Raw genomic sequence first — 18041 nt, forward strand, 5'->3', positions numbered from 1 at the left:
AGCTAACCTTTTTTATTTATAATTGGTGCTTTGTTAACAAGATTTTTAAAAAAAGCTCAATAATAAAAAGAAAGTTTTAAAAAAACTATTGCATTCATATGAAATATCATGTTATTATAATAAACGTCGCTAAGAGATATAACATGAGCCATTAGCTCAGTTGGTAGAGCATCTGACTTTTAATCAGAGGGTCGAAGGTTCGAGTCCTTCATGGCTCACTTTTGTTACAACGTGGCCCGTTGGTCAAGCGGTTAAGACACCGCCCTTTCACGGCGGTAACACGGGTTCGAATCCCGTACGGGTCATTTTTAATATTTTTAATACATAGCATATAGACTGAGGTCCCGTGGTGTAGCGGTTAACATGCCTGCCTGTCACGCAGGAGATCGCGGGTTCGATTCCCGTCGGGACCGCCATTTTGGCTCGGTAGCTCAGTTGGTAGAGCAAAGGACTGAAAATCCTTGTGTCGGCGGTTCGATTCCGTCCCGAGCCATCAAAAAGCATGACTTTATTTAAAGTCATGCTTTTTTCTTTTATTTACATTTAAAAGAAAACGTTATTTGCTTTGTATCTCTTTTGTGGTAATATATTACTTTTGTATTTAGAGATGGTTGAAAATCATATATCTTCATGTATAGTAGAGGATGAACTTGTGACGTTTCAAGGGTTATCAAGTATAATAAAACTACGGTATTCAAACAGTATGAATACTATCTTTTATATTTTGCTTCAACTAATAAAGGAGAACGATGATCATGGATAAACGTATTTTAGTCGTAGATGACGAAAAGCCGATTGCAGATATTTTAAAGTTTAATTTGCAAAAAGAAGGTTACGAAGTATTTTGTGCTTATGATGGCGTAGAAGCACTTGAAAAAGTGGAAGAAGTACAGCCTGAAATGATTTTATTAGATATTATGCTTCCTCAGAAAGATGGAATGGAAGTTTGCCGAGAAGTACGCAAAAAATATGATATGCCAATTATCATGTTAACAGCAAAAGACTCTGAAATTGACAAAGTTTTAGGTCTAGAATTAGGTGCAGATGATTATGTAACTAAGCCGTTTAGTACGCGTGAATTATTAGCACGTGTAAAAGCTAATTTGCGTAGACATCAGCAGGTAGCTGTTCCAACGGAAGAAAGCGAAACGAATGAAATTACAATTGGAGCACTTGTTATTCACCCAGATGCTTATATCGTGTCTAAGCGCGGAGAAACGATTGAACTGACTCACCGTGAATTTGAGCTGCTGCATTATTTAGCGAAGCACATTGGACAAGTCATGACGCGTGAACACTTGCTTCAAACTGTATGGGGTTATGACTATTTTGGTGATGTGCGTACGGTAGATGTAACAGTTCGAAGATTACGTGAAAAAATTGAAGATAATCCAAGCCATCCAATGTGGATTGTAACAAGACGTGGAGTAGGCTATTATTTACGCAGCCCAGAGCAGGAGTAATTTTAGATGAAGAAAGTAAGGCTCCTGCAATCTATTCATTTAAAGTTTGTATTGATTTATGTGCTGCTCATTTTAATTGCGATGCAAATTATTGGGGTCTATTTTGCACGACAATTAGAAAAAGAATTAGTTAACAACTTTCGAACGTCTCTTCAAGAGCGGACAGACTTGCTGACGTATAACATTGGACAAGAGATGGTGAAAAATCGTGATGATGATTCGCCCACTCTTGAGGAAGACTTAAAGACTATTTTACGAGATTTTGCTTCAAGACCCAATTTAGCTTCAAATGATATGAATGACATCTCTGAAGTAAGAGTCATTGACCAAAATAGAAGAATCATTGCTACATCGAACTCAAATCCTCAACAGATCATAGGTAAAAAGACTAATGATTTAGCGATTACAAATGCGTTGTTAGCAGGAACGAACTCTGATAATGTATTTGTTGATCAAAGCGGACAGCGAATCAGAGTTATGATACAGCCTATTCGTTTACAGGATAAAGTAGGTGCCAGTCAATCAAATTCAACTAATAAAAATGGAAAAGTTCAGTCTAGCGAAGAAATCTTAGGTGCTATTTACTTAACAGCTTCCATGGAGCCTGTTTACGATCAAATGAGTAATATCAATCAGATCTTTAAGGCAGGTACGGTGATTGCTCTTTTTATTACAGCTATTTTAGGCGTGTTTTTAGCTCAGACGATTACTCGTCCAATGTCTGAAATGAGAAAACAAGCACTTGAGATGGCCAAAGGGAATTTTACGAGAAAAGCTAAGGTATACGGGTATGACGAAATTGGTCAGCTAGCTCTCACATTCAACAACTTAACAAGAAAGCTTCAAGAAGCACAGGCAACTACAGAAGGGGAGCGCCGCAAGCTTAGTTCGGTATTAGCTCATATGACGGACGGCGTTATTGCTACGGATCGAAAGGGAAGAGTAATTTTAATTAATGATCCAGCTGCAGCTATGCTAAATGTTTCACGTGAAACGGTTTTGTCTGATCCAGTTGTTTCCCTATTAGATCTTGAAGAAACGCATACGTTTGAAAGTTTGCTCGCTAATCAAGAGTCATTAATTTTGGACTTTAGTACAAAATCAGATCCCTTTATTTTAAGAGCTACCATTTCCGCTATTCAAAAAGAGACCGGTTTTATTAACGGGATTATCATTGTCTTGCATGATATTACAGAGCAGGAGAAAATTGATCAAGATCGCCGAGAATTTGTAGCCAATGTTTCACATGAATTGCGTACGCCGTTAACAACGATGCGCAGTTATTTAGATGCGCTTGCAGAAGGAGCATGGCAAGATAAGGACTTAGCTCCAACATTTTTAAATGTAACGCAAACGGAAACAGAACGAATGATTCGTCTCGTTAACGACTTGCTTCAATTATCTAAGCTAGATAGCCAAGACTACCGATTTAGTCGTGACCCAATCAATTTTGTGAAGTTCTATCATTACATCATTGATCGCTTTGAAATGACAATTGAACAAGGTATTGCGTTCGTGCGCGACTTGCCAAATGAAGCAATCTATGTCGCTATCGATCAAGATAAAATTACACAAGTATTAGATAACATTATTTCCAATGCAATAAAATATTCACCTGAAGGCGGAACCATTACATTTTCAATTGCTCAGCATACGCATGAAATCGTTGTGAGCATTAAAGACCAAGGTATGGGAATTCCAAAATCAAATTTAGCTAAAATTTTCGAACGCTTCTATCGTGTAGATAAAGCACGAACGCGTAAATTAGGCGGAACAGGATTAGGGCTTGCTATTGCCAAGGAAATTATTGAAGCACATGATGGACGTATTTGGGCAGATAGTCAGGAAGGAAAAGGAACAACGATTTACTTTACTCTTCCGATTGAAAGTGAGAATGATGACGAATGGGAATGAGATATGAACATATCAAAACGGCCATCTTAGTTGTTCTCGTCGCTTCCAGTTTAATTATGACGTATCATATATGGACGTATCAGCCTTCTTATAAGGTCATTTCAAAAAATCAACATTTGCAGGAAGTTGAAGTGAGTTCAAAAAGTAAAATAGAAGATCATATTCTTCCAACAGAAGTTCTCTATCATCGAAACGATAATCACTACATGTCTCACGACGAAGATGATGTAAACAAATGGGTAAATGAAATGAAAAAGTGGAAATTTTCGAATGTGACGGACGTTTCGGATGCTATTTCTCCTGATGGATTTTTAAATTATGTCCATGGAAGCAATTCTATTGAAGTGCTGTATCCAGACGCGCTACCGTTAAAAACATTTCAACAGCTTTTTTCATTTTCTCAAACGTCTTTGCCTAATCAAACATTTGACCGTGTACTCATTAAAATTAAGCGTACACCTTCCTTTTTCGTGAGCGTGTATCTTGTGAATTATGAGCAAAAAAAGATTTATTCGGTTACAGTCAAGAATTTGGCCAAAGATGATATCAAAGAATTAGAAGATAAAATGAAACGTACGTATGCCCCGAGCTTTGTATATAAAGAAAACAAAAATCGGTATATCTTCCTTCCGGAAAACAATATCACGATGAATAGTGAAGTCTACTATACGAGCATGAGGCATTTAGATATTGAAAAATATAAAGAAGCGCTTTTTAACAACCCAGACTATGCACGGAAAGAAACGTCTACAAACCGAGATGTCTACACCGAAGGTACAAAAGTGATTAATGTTAATACGAAGACAGATGTGATGGAATATGTGAATCTTGTAAATTCTACGACCGAGGTAATGGAAGATTATAATTTAATAAATCGCAGCTTTAGCTTCGTTAATGACCACGGCGGCTGGACGGAATCTAATTACAGGTTCAACAGCTGGAATCGTATTACAAAAGAAATTAGCTATCGTTATTATAAAGATAACTATCCCGTGTACAGCAATCAGGGAATGACTGAAATATATCAGAGATGGGGAAATGCGGAGATTTTAAATTACCGTCGTCCTCTTTATCGTTTTGTAAGAGTACAGGATTCCAGTGTAGAAAAGCTGCAGTCATCTCAAAAAGTGATTCAATTAATTGAAAAACACCAAAACTTTGACCCGAATCTGTTAAAAGATATTTCAATAGGCTATCAGCTAGAAGAAGTCTCACAGCAGCCAAAAACCGGTGAAAAGACGGTTGAGTTTAATTCTAACTCTGTCAAACTCGTTCCTTCTTGGTTCTATTATTATAATAGCAAGTGGTATCGAATTGCACCGCCGGCCGAAGGAGGCGATAACGATGGATTGGAATAGAACAAAAACCATCTTTATTTTCACTTTCTTGATTCTTAATATTTACTTAGGCTATCAGATTTTTAAAACTCATCAAGAAGATCAGTACTCTCTATTTGTAGAGTCGAGCGTTGAAGAACAATTAACGAGTGAAGGCATTGAATATAAACATTTACCTGTAGATGTGAAGGAAGCTTCGTCGTTAAATGCTAAAAGCAAACTGTTTAAAGATGAAGATTTAAAAAAGCTTAAAGAACAAAAAGCAACGCTGCTTGAGGAAAAAACAATTCGAAGCGCATTAGACAAACCTTTTTCAGTACCTGAAAAAAGTCCCGAAGCAAAGCTAAGTCAATTTCTAAAACGGTATGTGATCTCAGGTAAGGATTATGAGCTATGGAATGTTAACAAAGAGAAAAAAACAGTTACATTCTTTCAAAAATATAAGAAGCATAAAATCTTTGATAATGAAAATGGCATGATTGTTGCTCACTTAAATGACAAAGATGAAATTATTTCTTATGAACAAACGATGCTGGGTTCTGTGAAAACGTTGGATGATGAGCAGGATGTTTTAACGCCTTTAAAAGCATTGGAAAATTTGTTTTTGAAGGGTGAATTGAAAAAGAAAGATTCTGTAACAAAAGTAGAGTTTGGGTACTATACGTTTGATCTGCCGTTATTAAATTCTCAAGTTTTAGCACCAACTTGGCATGTTATTGTAAATGGAGACACGAGTTATTTTGTCAATGCCTTTGAAGGGCAGATTATTAAAAAAGGAAATAAATAAGTATTTGGAGTGAGATAAATGAGCCTGCATTTCAGCGTGCTAGCGAGTGGGAGCACAGGAAATGCGATTTTAGTAAGTGATGGAGAACATTCCTTACTAGTTGATGCAGGGCTGAGCGGAAAACAAATGGAAGCTCTATTTCAACAAGTAAATCGCAATATCCCGGATTTATCAGGAATTTTAGTGACTCATGAACATAGTGACCATATTAAAGGACTAGGTGTTCTGGCACGTAAATATAAGCTCCCTATTTTCGCAAATGAAAAAACGTGGAACGCAATGGATGGCTTGATCGGCAACATTGATACGGAACAGAAGTTTCACTTTGAAATTGGCCAAACGAAATCGTTTGGCCAATTGGAAGTGGAGTCTTTTGGCGTTTCGCATGATGCTGCAGAGCCTATGTTTTATGTCTTTCATCAAGGATCTAAAAAATTAACCCTTATTACGGATACCGGCTATGTAAGTGACCGCATGAAAGGTACGATTAAAAATAGCGATATGTACGTATTTGAAAGCAATCATGATGTTGAAATGCTGAGAATGGGGCGCTACCCTTGGAGCATTAAAAGACGAATTCTAAGCGACGTGGGACATGTATCAAATGAAGACGCGGCTCTTGCAATGGCAGATGTGATTGGAGATCAAACCAAACGCATTTACTTAGCGCATTTGAGTCAAGACAATAACATGAAGGAAATTGCCCGCATGTCTGTTGCGCAAGTGTTACAACAAAAAGACATCAATGTAGAGGACAATATTCTCCTATGTGATACAGACCCAAAAAGACCAACTGATATTGTTTATGTATAGTCTCTAGAAAGGAAGCGAAAAATAACTTCATTTAGTACGTGAATGCAGACATTCACGATGATAAATGAAGGGTTCGGTGATAGTGTGGAACATTATGATGAAGGCCAAGAGCCAAATAGTCGGCCGCCTAAACGCCGCAGAGGATATTTCGCTTCTGCTCTGATTGGAGCAATTATAGGTGCACTTATTGTACTGCTTCTTATGCCAGCCTTGGTGAGGAACGGGATTTTGCCAGATGGATGGATGACGGATGAAAATAGAGATGAACAAACAGGATCTACCATTCAAAAGTCAGTATCTCTTGACGTCACTACGGCCGTCACAAAAGCTGTTTCTGAAGCCAATGCAGCAGTTGTAGGAGTTGTAAACATCCAGAACTCTGAAAGCTTTTGGAATGATGAACGAACTGATGCCGGGACGGGCTCAGGTGTTATTTACAAAAAGCAAGACAATAAAGCTTATATTGTGACAAACTATCATGTCATTAAAGGCGCTAACGAAATTGAAGTGAGCTTCAGTAACGGTACAAGGGTATCGGCTAAAATTCTTGGCAGCGATGATTTAATGGACTTAGCAGTTCTTGAAATTGATGCAGGCCACGTGACAAAAGTGGCTACCTTCGGAAATTCTGATAAGCTTAAAGCTGGTGAACCAGTGATTGCTATCGGAAATCCGCTAGGCCTTCAATTTTCTGGCTCTGTTACACAAGGAGTTGTCTCAGGGGTTAACCGTGTCATTCCTCAAGATTTGAATGGCGATGGAAATCCTGATTGGCAATCAGAAGTTATTCAAACAGATGCCGCCATTAACCCTGGCAATAGCGGGGGTGCTCTTGTTAATATTGATGGTGAATTAATCGGTATTAATTCCATGAAAATTGCCCAAGAAGCAGTAGAAGGCATTGGTCTTGCGATTCCAATCAATATGGCTAGACCCATTATTAATGACTTAGAACGATATGGTGAAGTCAGACGTCCGTATCTTGGAGTTAGTACACTATCATTAAGTGAGGTATCAGGGTATCATTTAAAAGAAACCCTTAAGTTACCGCATGATGTAGTAAACGGAGTCGCTGTTCTAAAAGTCGAGCCAGGTTCGCCAGCCGCTAAAGCCGGATTAAAGGAATATGATGTGATTGTTGAGTTAGATCACAGCAAAGTAAGGGACATTGCGACACTTCGCAAACACCTCTACATTGAAAAAGAAATTGGCGATAAAATGAACGTAACGTTCTATCGCGATGGCAAAAAGAAATCCACAGAAGTAAAATTAACGCGTCAAATGAAGTGAAAGAAAAGTTATCCACAGGGGATAAACTCCTGTGGTTTTTTAATGAAAAGAATAGAGAGAGGAAGATAAATACATGAAGATATATTGCTGTTTGGAACATACAGAACTAGCGCTGGATGTAATGGTAGATGAGATTGAGCTAGCGCCGGTTTTTGAAAAAATAGAAAATTCTACTGACAAAAAAAGCTGTGAATATTGTGACAATGAAGCTGTATATGTAGTAGGGAACTAATATTCTTATACAAAATGTGGATATAGCATGTGGATATGTGGATAATATCTGTGGATAAGAGATAAAGGAGAGGAGAATAGCCTGTGAATATCTCTATTATAACCATTGGGAAGCTAAAAGAAAAATACTTAAAACAAGGCATTCAAGAATATTTAAAGCGTTTATCAAGCTATGCAAAAGTAGAAATTATTGAGCTTGCAGATGAAAAAGCGCCAGAAAACTTAAGTGAATCTGAAATGGAACAGGTGAAACAAAAAGAAGGAGAGCGCATCTTAGCGAAAATCTCAGACGATACTCACGTAATCGCATTAGCTATTAACGGAAAACAAAAATCTTCCGAGGAACTGGCAAAAGAAATTGATTCATTAGCTACCTACGGAAAAAGCAAAATAGCGTTTGTCATTGGCGGATCGCTTGGTTTAAGCAGCGAAGTAATGAAACGCTCAAACGCAGCCCTTTCTTTTTCAAAGATGACGTTTCCTCATCAGCTTATGCGCCTAGTATTAGTAGAACAGATTTACCGAGCTTTTCGTATTATTCGAAATGAACCTTATCATAAATAGAACGTGTGGATATTTTTTTATTAAAAGCTGAGGCAGAAGGAAATGTAAAACCTTCTGCCTCAGCTTTTATCATATGTGGATAAATAGCACACGTCTATAAAAAAGAACAAGAGGTTCTTCTCTCCGATAAAATGTTAGAACAATTGAGTTTAAGCAAACGAGATCTTATTTAAGAAACAGAAAAACCTTCGTCTTCTTTCACTCCAGCTCTGTCTTTAAACTCATGAAGCAACGCACGCACTTCGTCAGTTGTTTCCGTGCTCATGAGTAGATTTCTTAATTCACTTGCACCGCGGAATCCGCGAACGTAAATTTTGAAAAAGCGTCGAAGCGGTTTGAAAGGGCGCGGCTCTAATTCTTCAGAATACTTATCATGAAGATCTAGCTGCAGGCGAAGAAGTTCTAATAGCTCTTCGCTTGTGTGCTCTTTCTTTTCTTTTTCAAATGCAAACGGATTATGGAAAATTCCGCGTCCAATCATGATTCCATCAACGCCGTACTTTTCAGCAAGTTCAAGACCTTTCTGGCGGTCAGGAATATCACCGTTAATTGTTAGTAGCGTATGAGGCGCAATTTCGTCACGAAGCTTCTTAATCTCCGGAATTAACTCCCAGTGCGCGTCAACATCGCTCATTTCTTTTTTCGTACGAAGGTGAATAGAAAGGTTCACGATATCCTGTTCTAAAATGTGCTTCAGCCAGTCGTACCACTCATCAACTTGCGTATAGCCAAGACGAGTCTTTACGCTTACTGGAAGCCCTCCAGCTTTGGCTGCCTGGATAATCTCAGCTGCAGTATCTGGACGGCGAATCAGACCAGAACCTTTTCCGTTTCCTGCAACATTCTGTACAGGACAGCCCATATTAATATCAATTCCGCGAAAGCCCATTTCGGCCATGCCGATACTCATTTGACGGAAGTATTCAGGCTTGTCTCCCCAAATATGCGCAACGATTGGCTGTTCATCTTCTGTAAACGTCAATCGTCCTTTTACGCTATCTTTTCCTTTCGGGTGGCAGTAGCTTTCCGTATTCGTAAACTCTGTAAAAAATACGTCAGGTCGTGCTGCTTCGGTCACAACATGGCGAAAAACGACATCCGTCACAGCTTCCATCGGTGCCAAAATAAAAAACGGACGCGGCAACTCATGCCAAAAATTATCTTTCATCTTATATCTAAACCCTTTCTTTTAGGGAAAACATATTCCCAAAATTAAAAAGTGTAATTTCTTTTATCAGGTTGAATGCCAGTATAAACTTCAACCAATATATACTTTAATGGTATGGAACGAAAAGTGCAAGGGAACGAGTGGTTTTGTTTTGCTGGAAATACTTATTGAAACAAATTTTATATCTAGTATTAGTGGGGTATAAGCAATTAAAAGCGAGCCTGAAGGCATGTACCGGATACCTGCGAATAAATATCCTAAAGCATTTGGTTTGTGTTTAGGCACTTTCTCTAAGGATATTATAAAGTATTCACCATAACTATGATTACGATAAACGATTTTATAAATAACTTTTACTATATAATATATAAAAAACCACGTCTGTCACTGTACAACAGACGTGGTTTTTTATATATTAATGCTTTTTGTAAGGAGCGCCGTTCTTAGAAGGCAGTCCAGAAATGTATCCTACACCACCTGTTTCTTGAATGCCAATGCTTTCTTTCATTGCATTAGCTAGCTCTTCTTTATCAACAGCGGTAATATTTTTGTCGCTGATGTCCTCGCCCGGGTGCTGATAGTTGCTTAGTACGTAGCGAGAGTTTTTAATGTTTTCTACTGCACGAAGTCCTGTTGCTTCTGCTCCCACTGGAACTGAAAGAATGCGCGATAGTTTTTTGGTTTTTACATTGTAAGCCCATACGAAGTTGTTTGTGTGCAGTGAGCTGTCTTCTCCGATAAAGAGTGTATTTAAGTCATTTGAATACGTAAGGTTATCAGGGTTGGCAATTTTATTTGGATCCGCTGTATTACCGTATGCATCTGCTTTTTCTAGGTCTTGTCCAATCAGTAGCCCTTCCATGCTTGCAGGAACGTAGCGACTGTTAATCTTGCCTTTTGCTTGGTCTTTTTGATGCGATCCTAAGTTCAGCTGGTAGGTCACACCAGACTCTAATCTTGGAAGCTGGATATCATCTTGGACAGCACCAGATTCTTTTAGCATGGCACTATTTTGGTAAGAAATAGCCATATACGCTTTTTTATCTTTTTTGTTAACCGTTAGTCCTTCCATCTTGTTGAATTCAGATGTTGCACCTAAAATTGCACCGTATCGGCGTGATTCTAAAAAGGCAGCTGCTTTTTCCATGCCAGGCTTTACTTTTAAATATTCAACTTTTTTACTTGCGGCGGTTTTGACTGCTTTAAATCCTTTTGTAGGCTGTTCAGCTGTTTCAAAAATATCACTAAATTTTGTGCCTTTGTCGATTATTGTTTTCACTTCACTGTCTGTTGCATGGCCAAGCTTAATCCAATGAAGGTCGCCTTTACCTACATTGTTCGTACTCGTTTGTTTGAATTTTGCTGCATAAAGCGTTCCTGCTGAGAAGTCTTTCTCCTTATCTGCTACATACATAAACATCATGGTATTAGATCCATCATCGCCAAAAAGAGCGGTTTTATTATCTGGAAGTACCTGCATCATTTCGTGTGAAAAACGACCTGTGCTGTAATGTTTTACGACGGACGCATTGCCGCTTTCATCCACTGAAATTTCTGGAATCCAGCCATAGTAGTAAGGATTTGCTTTTGACGTGTCACCGAAATAAAGCTTAGCGAAGTTCGTGACGTCTTTATAAGAGCTAGATGAAGGGTCTTCAAAAGCACGTGCATCAGGCTCGTATTCTTCTGAACCAAGGTGAGTACCCCAATCTGTTGTAGAGCCATTACACGGCGTCCATAAACCATTCACATTAGAAAAATCAATTTTTTTAGCATGGTTGACGGTTAGTTTTCCTGTTTTATCATCTCGGTCAACTTGTGTAAGCGTCATTGAAGCAGGAAGACCGGAAATCTCTTTTCCAGCATTATTAACGGATTCATATTCATAATGTGAAATAATATAAGACTTACCGTTGATGGTGATAAAGCTGTTTGAATCCGGTGCGTCTGATACGTACGGTGAGGGCTTATCAGGAACGCTTCGGTCAATAATTGGATCCCCGTTTGCATCGATCGGTGTACCTGCGGCGATTAATTCCCCTTTATTATCGACAATTTTATCTTTTGAAAGAAAGAGTTGATTATAGTTAAGCGGCGTTTCTTCAACGCTTCCATCTTTATACGTTACTTTTACAGATGCCTCTGTATACGTTTTAATCATATTTTCAATCGTAGTAGGTGCTTTCATTGGCTGAAACTCGACGCTTTTGATTTGTTTTGGATGTTGAACTGGATGATGCTCTGCTGCAAAAGCAGAAGCGGCGCTAGAAGCTAAAAGAGTGAGAGATAGTCCAAGAGATACTCGTTTTTTCATGGTTGATAACCTCCAAATTGTATTCATACACTTATTAAATCATTTGATTGTTGAGGAAATATAAAGAGAAGCGCTGGATTTGTTGAGCTGTCGTTAAGAACGTTGAACATTTACATGACAAGTTTAACTAGAAGTTATTCAGCTATCTTTCAGAATTTGTTCAGATAGCATTCAGCTGGGCTTCACAGTGAATTCATGTTCTGCTCTTACAATAAACACATAGCTAAAGGCGACAGGAAGCGCTTTGGCTCGTACAGCAAAAGTGAAAGGTATTTTAGCAGAAAAAAACGTTACTCCAATAGCGCTATTTTGATAAATGACCGCTGCTAAAAACTTTAGCTTGTGCTGTAAATACATTGGAAATTAGGCGGAGGTATAATCATGATTGGAAAAGTATTAGCAGGAAAAGCAGTAGTAGCAAAAGCGGTGGGAGGTGCCACAATTGGAACAGCTATCGCTCTTGGTTCAATGACAAGCGCATTTGCTTCAGACGGCCAGCACATTACTTCAACAAAAGCGTCGGCTCATACCGAAGCGGCAACATATACGCAAGCTCAAGCAAAAGCAATTGCCTTAAAGAACTGCGGAGGAACGGTTCAATCAGTTTCTTTTGAAAATAACGCCTATACGTTTTTAATTCACGGACAAGATAATCAAGACCATCACGTGAAAGTAAATGCACACAGCGGAAAAGTGGTAAAGGTTGAAAAACTATCTTTTTCTCGAAGTGAGGCACAAGCAGTAGCGTTGAAAAACTGTGGAGGAACGGTTAAGTCGGTAGGCTTCAACGATGGAGTATATACGTTCTTAATTCACGGAAAAGATAGCCGTGATCACCACGTAAAAGTGAATGCACAAATTGGAAAAGTGATTCAAATTCAAAGCGCTGCATTTACAAAAGCACAGATTCAAACGATTGCATTAAAAAATTGCAGCGGAACGATTCAATCAAGTTCATATGCAAATGATGTATACACATTTTTGATCCACGGAAAAGACAACAAAGATCACCATGTGAAAGTAAACGCTGAAACTGGAAAAGTAATTAAAGTCGAAGCGGTAAAGTTTACACAAGAACAAGCTAAACAAGCTGCTCTTCAACAGCACAAAGGAACGGTTCAATCTGTTTCGTTCAGTGAACAAGCATACACGTTTGTGATCAAAGGAATAGACAATGTAAAACATACTGTAAAAATAAGCCCTCAAACAGGAAAAGTGTGCTGATTTGATAAAAAAGACGATTGCTTTACAGCAATCGTCTTTTTTTACGTTAAGGGCAATACAATTTCAAAAGCAGTTCCTACATTTAATTTGCTTTTTACACGTATTTTTCCCCCGTGCAGCTCTATAATAGATGCGCTGATGGCTAAACCTAAACCTGCTCCTCCGTATGCTCGAGAGCGTGAAGCATCAGCTTTGTAAAATCGCTCAAATAAATGAGCAAGGTGTTCTTGAGGAATGCCGTGACCGTTATCTTGTATTGTTAATGAAAGTTCTTTCTCATTTGCTTTTCCTATCACTTGAATAACTCCTGTAGTTGGATTTGTATGCTGTACTGCGTTGGAAAATAAGTTTAAAACAACTTGTTTAAATTGATCTTTGTTAATGTCTGATGGTAAAGGGCTTGGGAAGTCGAATAAAATTTTTCTGTTCCCGGCCAATAGCATTAATTGAGGTTTCATATCTAAAATCAATTCATCTACAACACAGCACTCTTTTTGAAACGTCGGAAGTTGATCAAGCTGAGCAAGAAGCAGAAGACCCTGAATCAGTTTGCGCAGTCTTTTGGACTCCCCATACATGCTTTTTAATGCGTCGTTTAATTGGTCTGGATTACTGCTAGCCCCTCTTAGTAAAACTTCTAAAAAGCCATGAATGGATGTAAGCGGCGTTCGCAGTTCATGAGAAGCATCCGCCACAAAGCGCCGCATTTGTTCTTTGGCATCTGTTTCAGCTTTAAATGCTTCTTCAAGACGCTCAAGCATTTCGTTAATAGAAAGAGAAAGGCGATCCATTTCGATTTGTCCTTGATTAACAGGCAAGCGGTCATGTAAGCTTCCTGCATTAATATGCTCCACTTTTTTAGTAATAGTAAACAAAGGGATTAACGTCTGTTTTAAAACAGAAGAAAAAACAAAAAAAGCAATGGTCATTGCAGTAAGTGAAAGCATTAAAAAGATTATCATTTGTCTGATTAACAGGTCTCTTAGTGATTCTGTTGGAGTATTGATTTGAATAACTCCCTGGATTTCTCCGTCAAAGACAATTGGTTTTAAAACAATGACTTGCTCTTGATGACCATCGATTTTCTTTATGAGGCTCATCGTGTTGTCCGGCTGTTTGATGTTTTTCATTACTTGTTTATATGTAGATGCAGAAAGCTTAGGAAAGTAAGAATGATGTGGATCCTTAGCCAGCCGTAAAAATGTGCTTTTTTGATTGATAAAGGTAATATTAACACCCGGGAAATAAACCATGGGTCTTGATCTTTTTACATTCTGGCTTGTTTCAATATCATGTTTCCAGACATCATCGGGAATCAAGTGAATTTGGTCTTCGATGCTTTTAATTTTATTCGTGTAAATAAATTGCTTCATGAACACGTATTGAAACAAGCCTATCAGTATCAGTAAACTCAAAATGACAAGCAAACTTCTGAATAAGAGCTGAAGGCGAAGAGAGTTCAGATGAAAGAACCGTTTGTGCTTCATGAAATATCAATCCGGTATCCTACACCGCGAAGCGTTCGAATGACGGTTCGGCTATGGTCCTGTAATTTTTCTCTCAGTGATCGAATGTATACTTCTACAATGTTTTCTTCTCCTCCAAAATCATATCCCCACACTCGATCTAAAATGGTGGATTTACTTAGTACGAGACCGTGATTAATAACCAAGAATTTTAAGAGTGCATATTCAGTAGGGGATAAATCAAGTATGTGATTAAGGTATTTAATTTCTTTGCGGCGGTCATCAATTTTAAATGGACCGATTGATACTTCGTCTAATAAGTTGGGAAATTGATTGCGGATTCTAGCTTGAATGCGCGCAAGAAGTTCTTCAAAACTGAAAGGTTTGACCATATAATCATCTGCTCCAATAGTCAGCCCTTTTACCCGATCGTCTACTTGATCTTTTGCTGTTAGCATAATGACAGCTATATTCCCCATTTTCTTCAACAAACGGCATACTTCAAATCCATCCATTCCTGGAAGCATAACATCTACAATAGCGATATGGGGCTTGAATTCTTTGGCTACATTAATTCCTTCAATTCCGTCTTGGGTAGCTTTAATATCAAATCCTTCATTCGTTAAACCCAAAGATAAAAACTGTAAAATAGTTGGTTCGTCATCTATAAGCAAGACTTTAATTCCTTTTAGTTGTTCCATCATGTTGAAAACTCCTTTGCTCCTCTACTTTCTATTATGCTTTTTTATCTGAAACAGCACTGAATAATAGCTGAAAGCAAGCTGAAAAATAGTAGCTATTCTTATATCTTCAGCTAACTTTAAGCTTCTATTCGTCTTATTCTCAGAAATCTTTTGCATAATGAACGGCGTACTAGATAAAACGCCATAAATTAGACGGAAAGTCTAATGGTGAAAAAGGAGGAAATTTAAGGATGATTAAATGGGCAAAAGTATTGTCTACATCTGCTTTAGGAACTGCAATTGCATTTAGCTCTATTACAACGAGTCACGCTGCAGAAATGAAGACAGCTAAAGCAGAAACAACTGAACATGTGAGTATCTCGCAAGCTCAGGCAAAAGGTATTGCTCTACAAGATTGCAAAGGGACAGTTACGTCTACGGAATTTAAGCAGGAATCAAGTGTGTATGTAATTACAATTGTAACGAATAACATGGAGCAAAGAATTGTAGAAGTAAGTGCGAGCACTGGAAAAGTAGTAAAGAAGCAAGAAGTGAAGTTATGGACACAAAATCAAGTGAAAGAATCTGTTTCTAAGCAGTATAAAGGCGCTATTCAATCTATTACCTTTAACAAAGAAACGCGTGAATATACGTTAACTGTAGTAGATGGCAAAGTAGAATATACGTTAACTGTAGATGGTCTAACGGGAAAAGTCATTCATGAGAATAAAAAAGAGCTGCAGCTAATGTCAGAGCAAAAAATAAAAGAAGCAATTGTTAAACAATATAGTGGTTACGTATATAGTCTAGAGTTTAAAGAATCCGCTAGTCAGTATGTCGCAGTGATTCTTAAAAATAGCACTCAATATACAGTAACGTTAGATGCTTTCACAGGAAAAGTAGTTAATACTTCTCAGCAAGAAGTGAAGGTATTAACGAGACAAGATGCAAAAGATCTTGCATTGGCTACATATGCAGGTAAGGTGAAAATAGTAGAATATGATCAAAACGCAGCGATTTTCACAGTGAAAATAATCAAAGATAATACGGAATACACGGTTACAATCGATGCGGTTTCGGGTGAAATCACACATGTAAAACAAGATAAGCTTCAGCCGTTAACGGAGAACGCTGTAAAAGATCTTGCTTTAAAACATCAAGAAGGAAAAGTAGAGCATATTGAGCTTATAACAGAAAACTCAATAACTGTATACGTAGTAACCTTAGTGAGCAGAAGCAAGCAGCAGACGCTTAAGTTCGATGCTTATACGGGACAAGAGTGCTCATAATTTTTTATCTTAAAACATAAAACATACATTTCATCTTTCATTCATATCAAGCAGAGGGTGCTTCAAGGCATCCTCTGCTTTTCTATTTATAACTAGAAACGGGGCTGTTTATCTATGTTAAGATAAAAGTAGATTATTGTTGTAAAATGGATAGAACTAGAATGAAATAAATTAAATAGATAGGGTGTACACATGAGAAAAGAAGTACAAGTTATAGCCAAAGAAGCTTTTATTAAAAAAGTGAACAAGGGTTATCCACTCATTGAAAAAGATGCGCTTGTTGATGGTCATAAACTGCAAGAAGAAGGGGTTATTATTAACTTAGTTACTCCCAAGAATCAATTTTTAGCCAAAGGCTATTATGGAAAACAAAACAAAGGCTACGGATGGATTCTTACGAAGAAGAAAAGTGAGCAAATTGACGCGGCGTTTTTTGCTAGAAAAATTCAGCAAGCTATTTCATCTCGTCATGACTTTTATGCGTCTGAAGACACAACTGCTTTTCGCATATTTAATAGTGAAGGTGACGGAATCGGCGGCTTGATTATTGATTATTATGACGGATATTACGTCATGAGTTGGTATAGTGAAGGAATTTATCAATTTAAAGAATACGTCATTGAAGCCTTAAAGTCTGCGCCTAACTTTAAAGGCCTGTACCAGAAAAAACGTTTTAACGTAAAGGGACAGTATATTGAAGAAGATGATTTTGTAGCAGGGGATAAAGGTGAATTCCCTTTAATTGTAAAAGAAAATGGTATTCGTTTTGCCGTTTACTTAAATGACGGAGCGATGGTGGGAGTCTTTTTAGATCAGCGAGACGTCCGTAAAACGATTCGAGATAAATATGCAAAAGGAAAGACCGTGCTAAATATGTTTTCGTATACAGGCGCATTTTCAGTGGCGGCCGCTCTTGGAGGAGCTGCGAAAACAACAAGTGTCGATTTAGCCAACCGCAGCTTGGCAAAAACAATTGAGCAATTTAGTGTAAATGGAATTGATCACGAAGCACAGGACATTATCGTAGAAGATGTTTTCAAGTATTTTAAATATGCGGTCAAGAAGAACATGACCTTCGATCTTGTGGTGCTAGATCCGCCAAGCTTTGCTAAGTCGAAAAAGCATACGTTTAGCGCGGCAAAAGACTACAAAGATTTATTAAAAGAAGCCATTGCGCTTACAAAGCCAAACGGTGTCATTGTAGCATCTACGAATGCAAGCAATTTTGATATGAAAAAATTCCATTCGTTTATTGAAAAAGCTTTTAATGAAAAAGGGGAACGGTACAAAATGATGGAGCAGTTCGCTCTTCCATCTGATTTTAAAACAATAAAAGAATTTAAGTCAGGTAATTATTTAAAAGTCGTGTTTATTCAAAAAATAAATCGCTAAATGCAAGGCTGCATGATGAACTCATGCAGTTTATTTGTTTTTGATAAAATAACGATTACAAGCTATTTGAAGGGGACAAAATGAAGGTAAGAGATAAATATTGTCA

15 protein-coding genes and 4 tRNA genes are annotated in these 18041 nt (G+C 37.9%); 15 read left to right on the forward strand and 4 right to left on the reverse strand.

Annotated features, from left to right (window positions below):
* Nucleotides 1–145: 145 nt before the first annotated feature.
* The 12 genes from LAV82_RS21075 (at nt 146) to rlmH (ending at nt 8399) form a co-directional block, all read left to right on the forward strand.
* Nucleotides 146–218 (forward strand) — tRNA-Lys (locus LAV82_RS21075).
* Nucleotides 219–233: 15 nt separating this feature from the next.
* Nucleotides 234–305: transfer RNA gene (locus tag LAV82_RS21080), tRNA-Glu, on the forward strand.
* A gap of 35 nt (nt 306–340) precedes the next feature.
* Nucleotides 341–416, forward strand: a tRNA-Asp gene (locus tag LAV82_RS21085).
* Between the two features lie 4 nt (nt 417–420).
* Nucleotides 421–493: transfer RNA gene (locus LAV82_RS21090), tRNA-Phe, on the forward strand.
* Nucleotides 494–755: 262 nt separating this feature from the next.
* On the forward strand, nt 756–1463 hold the full coding sequence (yycF, locus tag LAV82_RS21095; RefSeq protein WP_013085552.1) for a response regulator YycF: 708 nt from the start codon (nt 756–758) through the stop codon (nt 1461–1463).
* Between the two features lie 6 nt (nt 1464–1469).
* Nucleotides 1470–3377 (forward strand): cell wall metabolism sensor histidine kinase WalK, encoded by a 1908-nt coding sequence (gene walK, locus LAV82_RS21100; protein WP_211078647.1) that lies wholly within the window; start codon nt 1470–1472, stop codon nt 3375–3377.
* Nucleotides 3368–4735 (forward strand): two-component system activity regulator YycH, encoded by a 1368-nt coding sequence (locus tag LAV82_RS21105; protein WP_211078646.1) that lies wholly within the window; start codon nt 3368–3370, stop codon nt 4733–4735. The genes walK and LAV82_RS21105 overlap by 10 nt, the downstream gene beginning before the upstream one ends.
* Nucleotides 4722–5501, forward strand: a complete 780-nt coding sequence (locus LAV82_RS21110) for a two-component system regulatory protein YycI (protein WP_029319486.1) — start codon at nt 4722–4724, stop codon at nt 5499–5501. The genes LAV82_RS21105 and LAV82_RS21110 overlap by 14 nt, the downstream gene beginning before the upstream one ends.
* A gap of 18 nt (nt 5502–5519) precedes the next feature.
* The gene (yycJ, locus tag LAV82_RS21115; protein WP_014457688.1) at nt 5520–6314 is read left to right on the forward strand and encodes an exodeoxyribonuclease YycJ; all 795 of its coding nucleotides are present in this window, start codon (nt 5520–5522) and stop codon (nt 6312–6314) included.
* Nucleotides 6315–6371: 57 nt separating this feature from the next.
* On the forward strand, nt 6372–7604 hold the full coding sequence (locus tag LAV82_RS21120) for a S1C family serine protease (protein WP_213018250.1): 1233 nt from the start codon (nt 6372–6374) through the stop codon (nt 7602–7604).
* Nucleotides 7605–7677: 73 nt separating this feature from the next.
* Nucleotides 7678–7836 (forward strand): CxxH/CxxC protein, encoded by a 159-nt coding sequence (locus LAV82_RS21125; RefSeq protein ID WP_013059901.1) that lies wholly within the window; start codon nt 7678–7680, stop codon nt 7834–7836.
* An 83-nt stretch (nt 7837–7919) separates the two neighbouring features.
* Nucleotides 7920–8399 carry a 23S rRNA (pseudouridine(1915)-N(3))-methyltransferase RlmH gene (rlmH, locus tag LAV82_RS21130; RefSeq protein WP_013085547.1) on the forward strand — a complete coding sequence of 160 codons (480 nt, stop codon included), beginning with the start codon at nt 7920–7922 and terminating at the stop codon, nt 8397–8399.
* A 169-nt stretch (nt 8400–8568) separates the two neighbouring features.
* Here the strand turns inward: rlmH and LAV82_RS21135 are convergent, their stop codons facing one another.
* Both LAV82_RS21135 and LAV82_RS21140 read right to left on the reverse strand, forming a co-directional pair.
* The gene (locus LAV82_RS21135; protein WP_211078645.1) at nt 8569–9567 is read right to left on the reverse strand and encodes a tRNA dihydrouridine synthase; all 999 of its coding nucleotides are present in this window, start codon (nt 9565–9567) and stop codon (nt 8569–8571) included.
* Between the two features lie 415 nt (nt 9568–9982).
* Complete coding sequence (locus LAV82_RS21140; RefSeq protein WP_499716852.1) at nt 9983–11881, reverse strand: PhoX family protein; 1899 nt, start codon at nt 11879–11881, stop codon at nt 9983–9985.
* Nucleotides 11882–12262: 381 nt separating this feature from the next.
* Here LAV82_RS21140 and LAV82_RS21145 point away from each other — a divergent pair, with 381 nt between their 5' ends.
* Nucleotides 12263–13105 (forward strand): PepSY domain-containing protein, encoded by an 843-nt coding sequence (locus tag LAV82_RS21145; protein ID WP_499716853.1) that lies wholly within the window; start codon nt 12263–12265, stop codon nt 13103–13105.
* 41 nt (nt 13106–13146) lie between these two features.
* On the opposite strand, the gene LAV82_RS21150 is transcribed toward LAV82_RS21145, so the two are convergent.
* Complete coding sequence (locus tag LAV82_RS21150) at nt 13147–14592, reverse strand: sensor histidine kinase (RefSeq protein ID WP_499716854.1); 1446 nt, start codon at nt 14590–14592, stop codon at nt 13147–13149.
* Nucleotides 14589–15272: a response regulator transcription factor gene (locus tag LAV82_RS21155; RefSeq protein ID WP_029319479.1), complete on the reverse strand. Its 684-nt coding sequence runs from the start codon at nt 15270–15272 to the stop codon at nt 14589–14591. The genes LAV82_RS21150 and LAV82_RS21155 overlap by 4 nt, the downstream gene beginning before the upstream one ends.
* Nucleotides 15273–15505: 233 nt before the next feature.
* Here LAV82_RS21155 and LAV82_RS21160 point away from each other — a divergent pair, with 233 nt between their 5' ends.
* Together LAV82_RS21160 and LAV82_RS21165 are read left to right on the forward strand one after the other, a co-directional pair.
* Entirely contained in the window at nt 15506–16543 is a 1038-nt protein-coding gene (locus LAV82_RS21160; protein WP_211078641.1) for a PepSY domain-containing protein, read from the forward strand.
* 192 nt (nt 16544–16735) lie between these two features.
* Nucleotides 16736–17935 carry a class I SAM-dependent rRNA methyltransferase gene (locus LAV82_RS21165; RefSeq protein WP_025601888.1) on the forward strand — a complete coding sequence of 400 codons (1200 nt, stop codon included), beginning with the start codon at nt 16736–16738 and terminating at the stop codon, nt 17933–17935.
* Nucleotides 17936–18041 lie beyond the last annotated feature (106 nt).

The sequence above is a fragment of the Bacillus sp. ILBB4 genome, from assembly GCF_035064545.1.
In the GTDB taxonomy this organism is placed as follows: Bacteria; Bacillota; Bacilli; order Bacillales; family Bacillaceae_H; genus Priestia.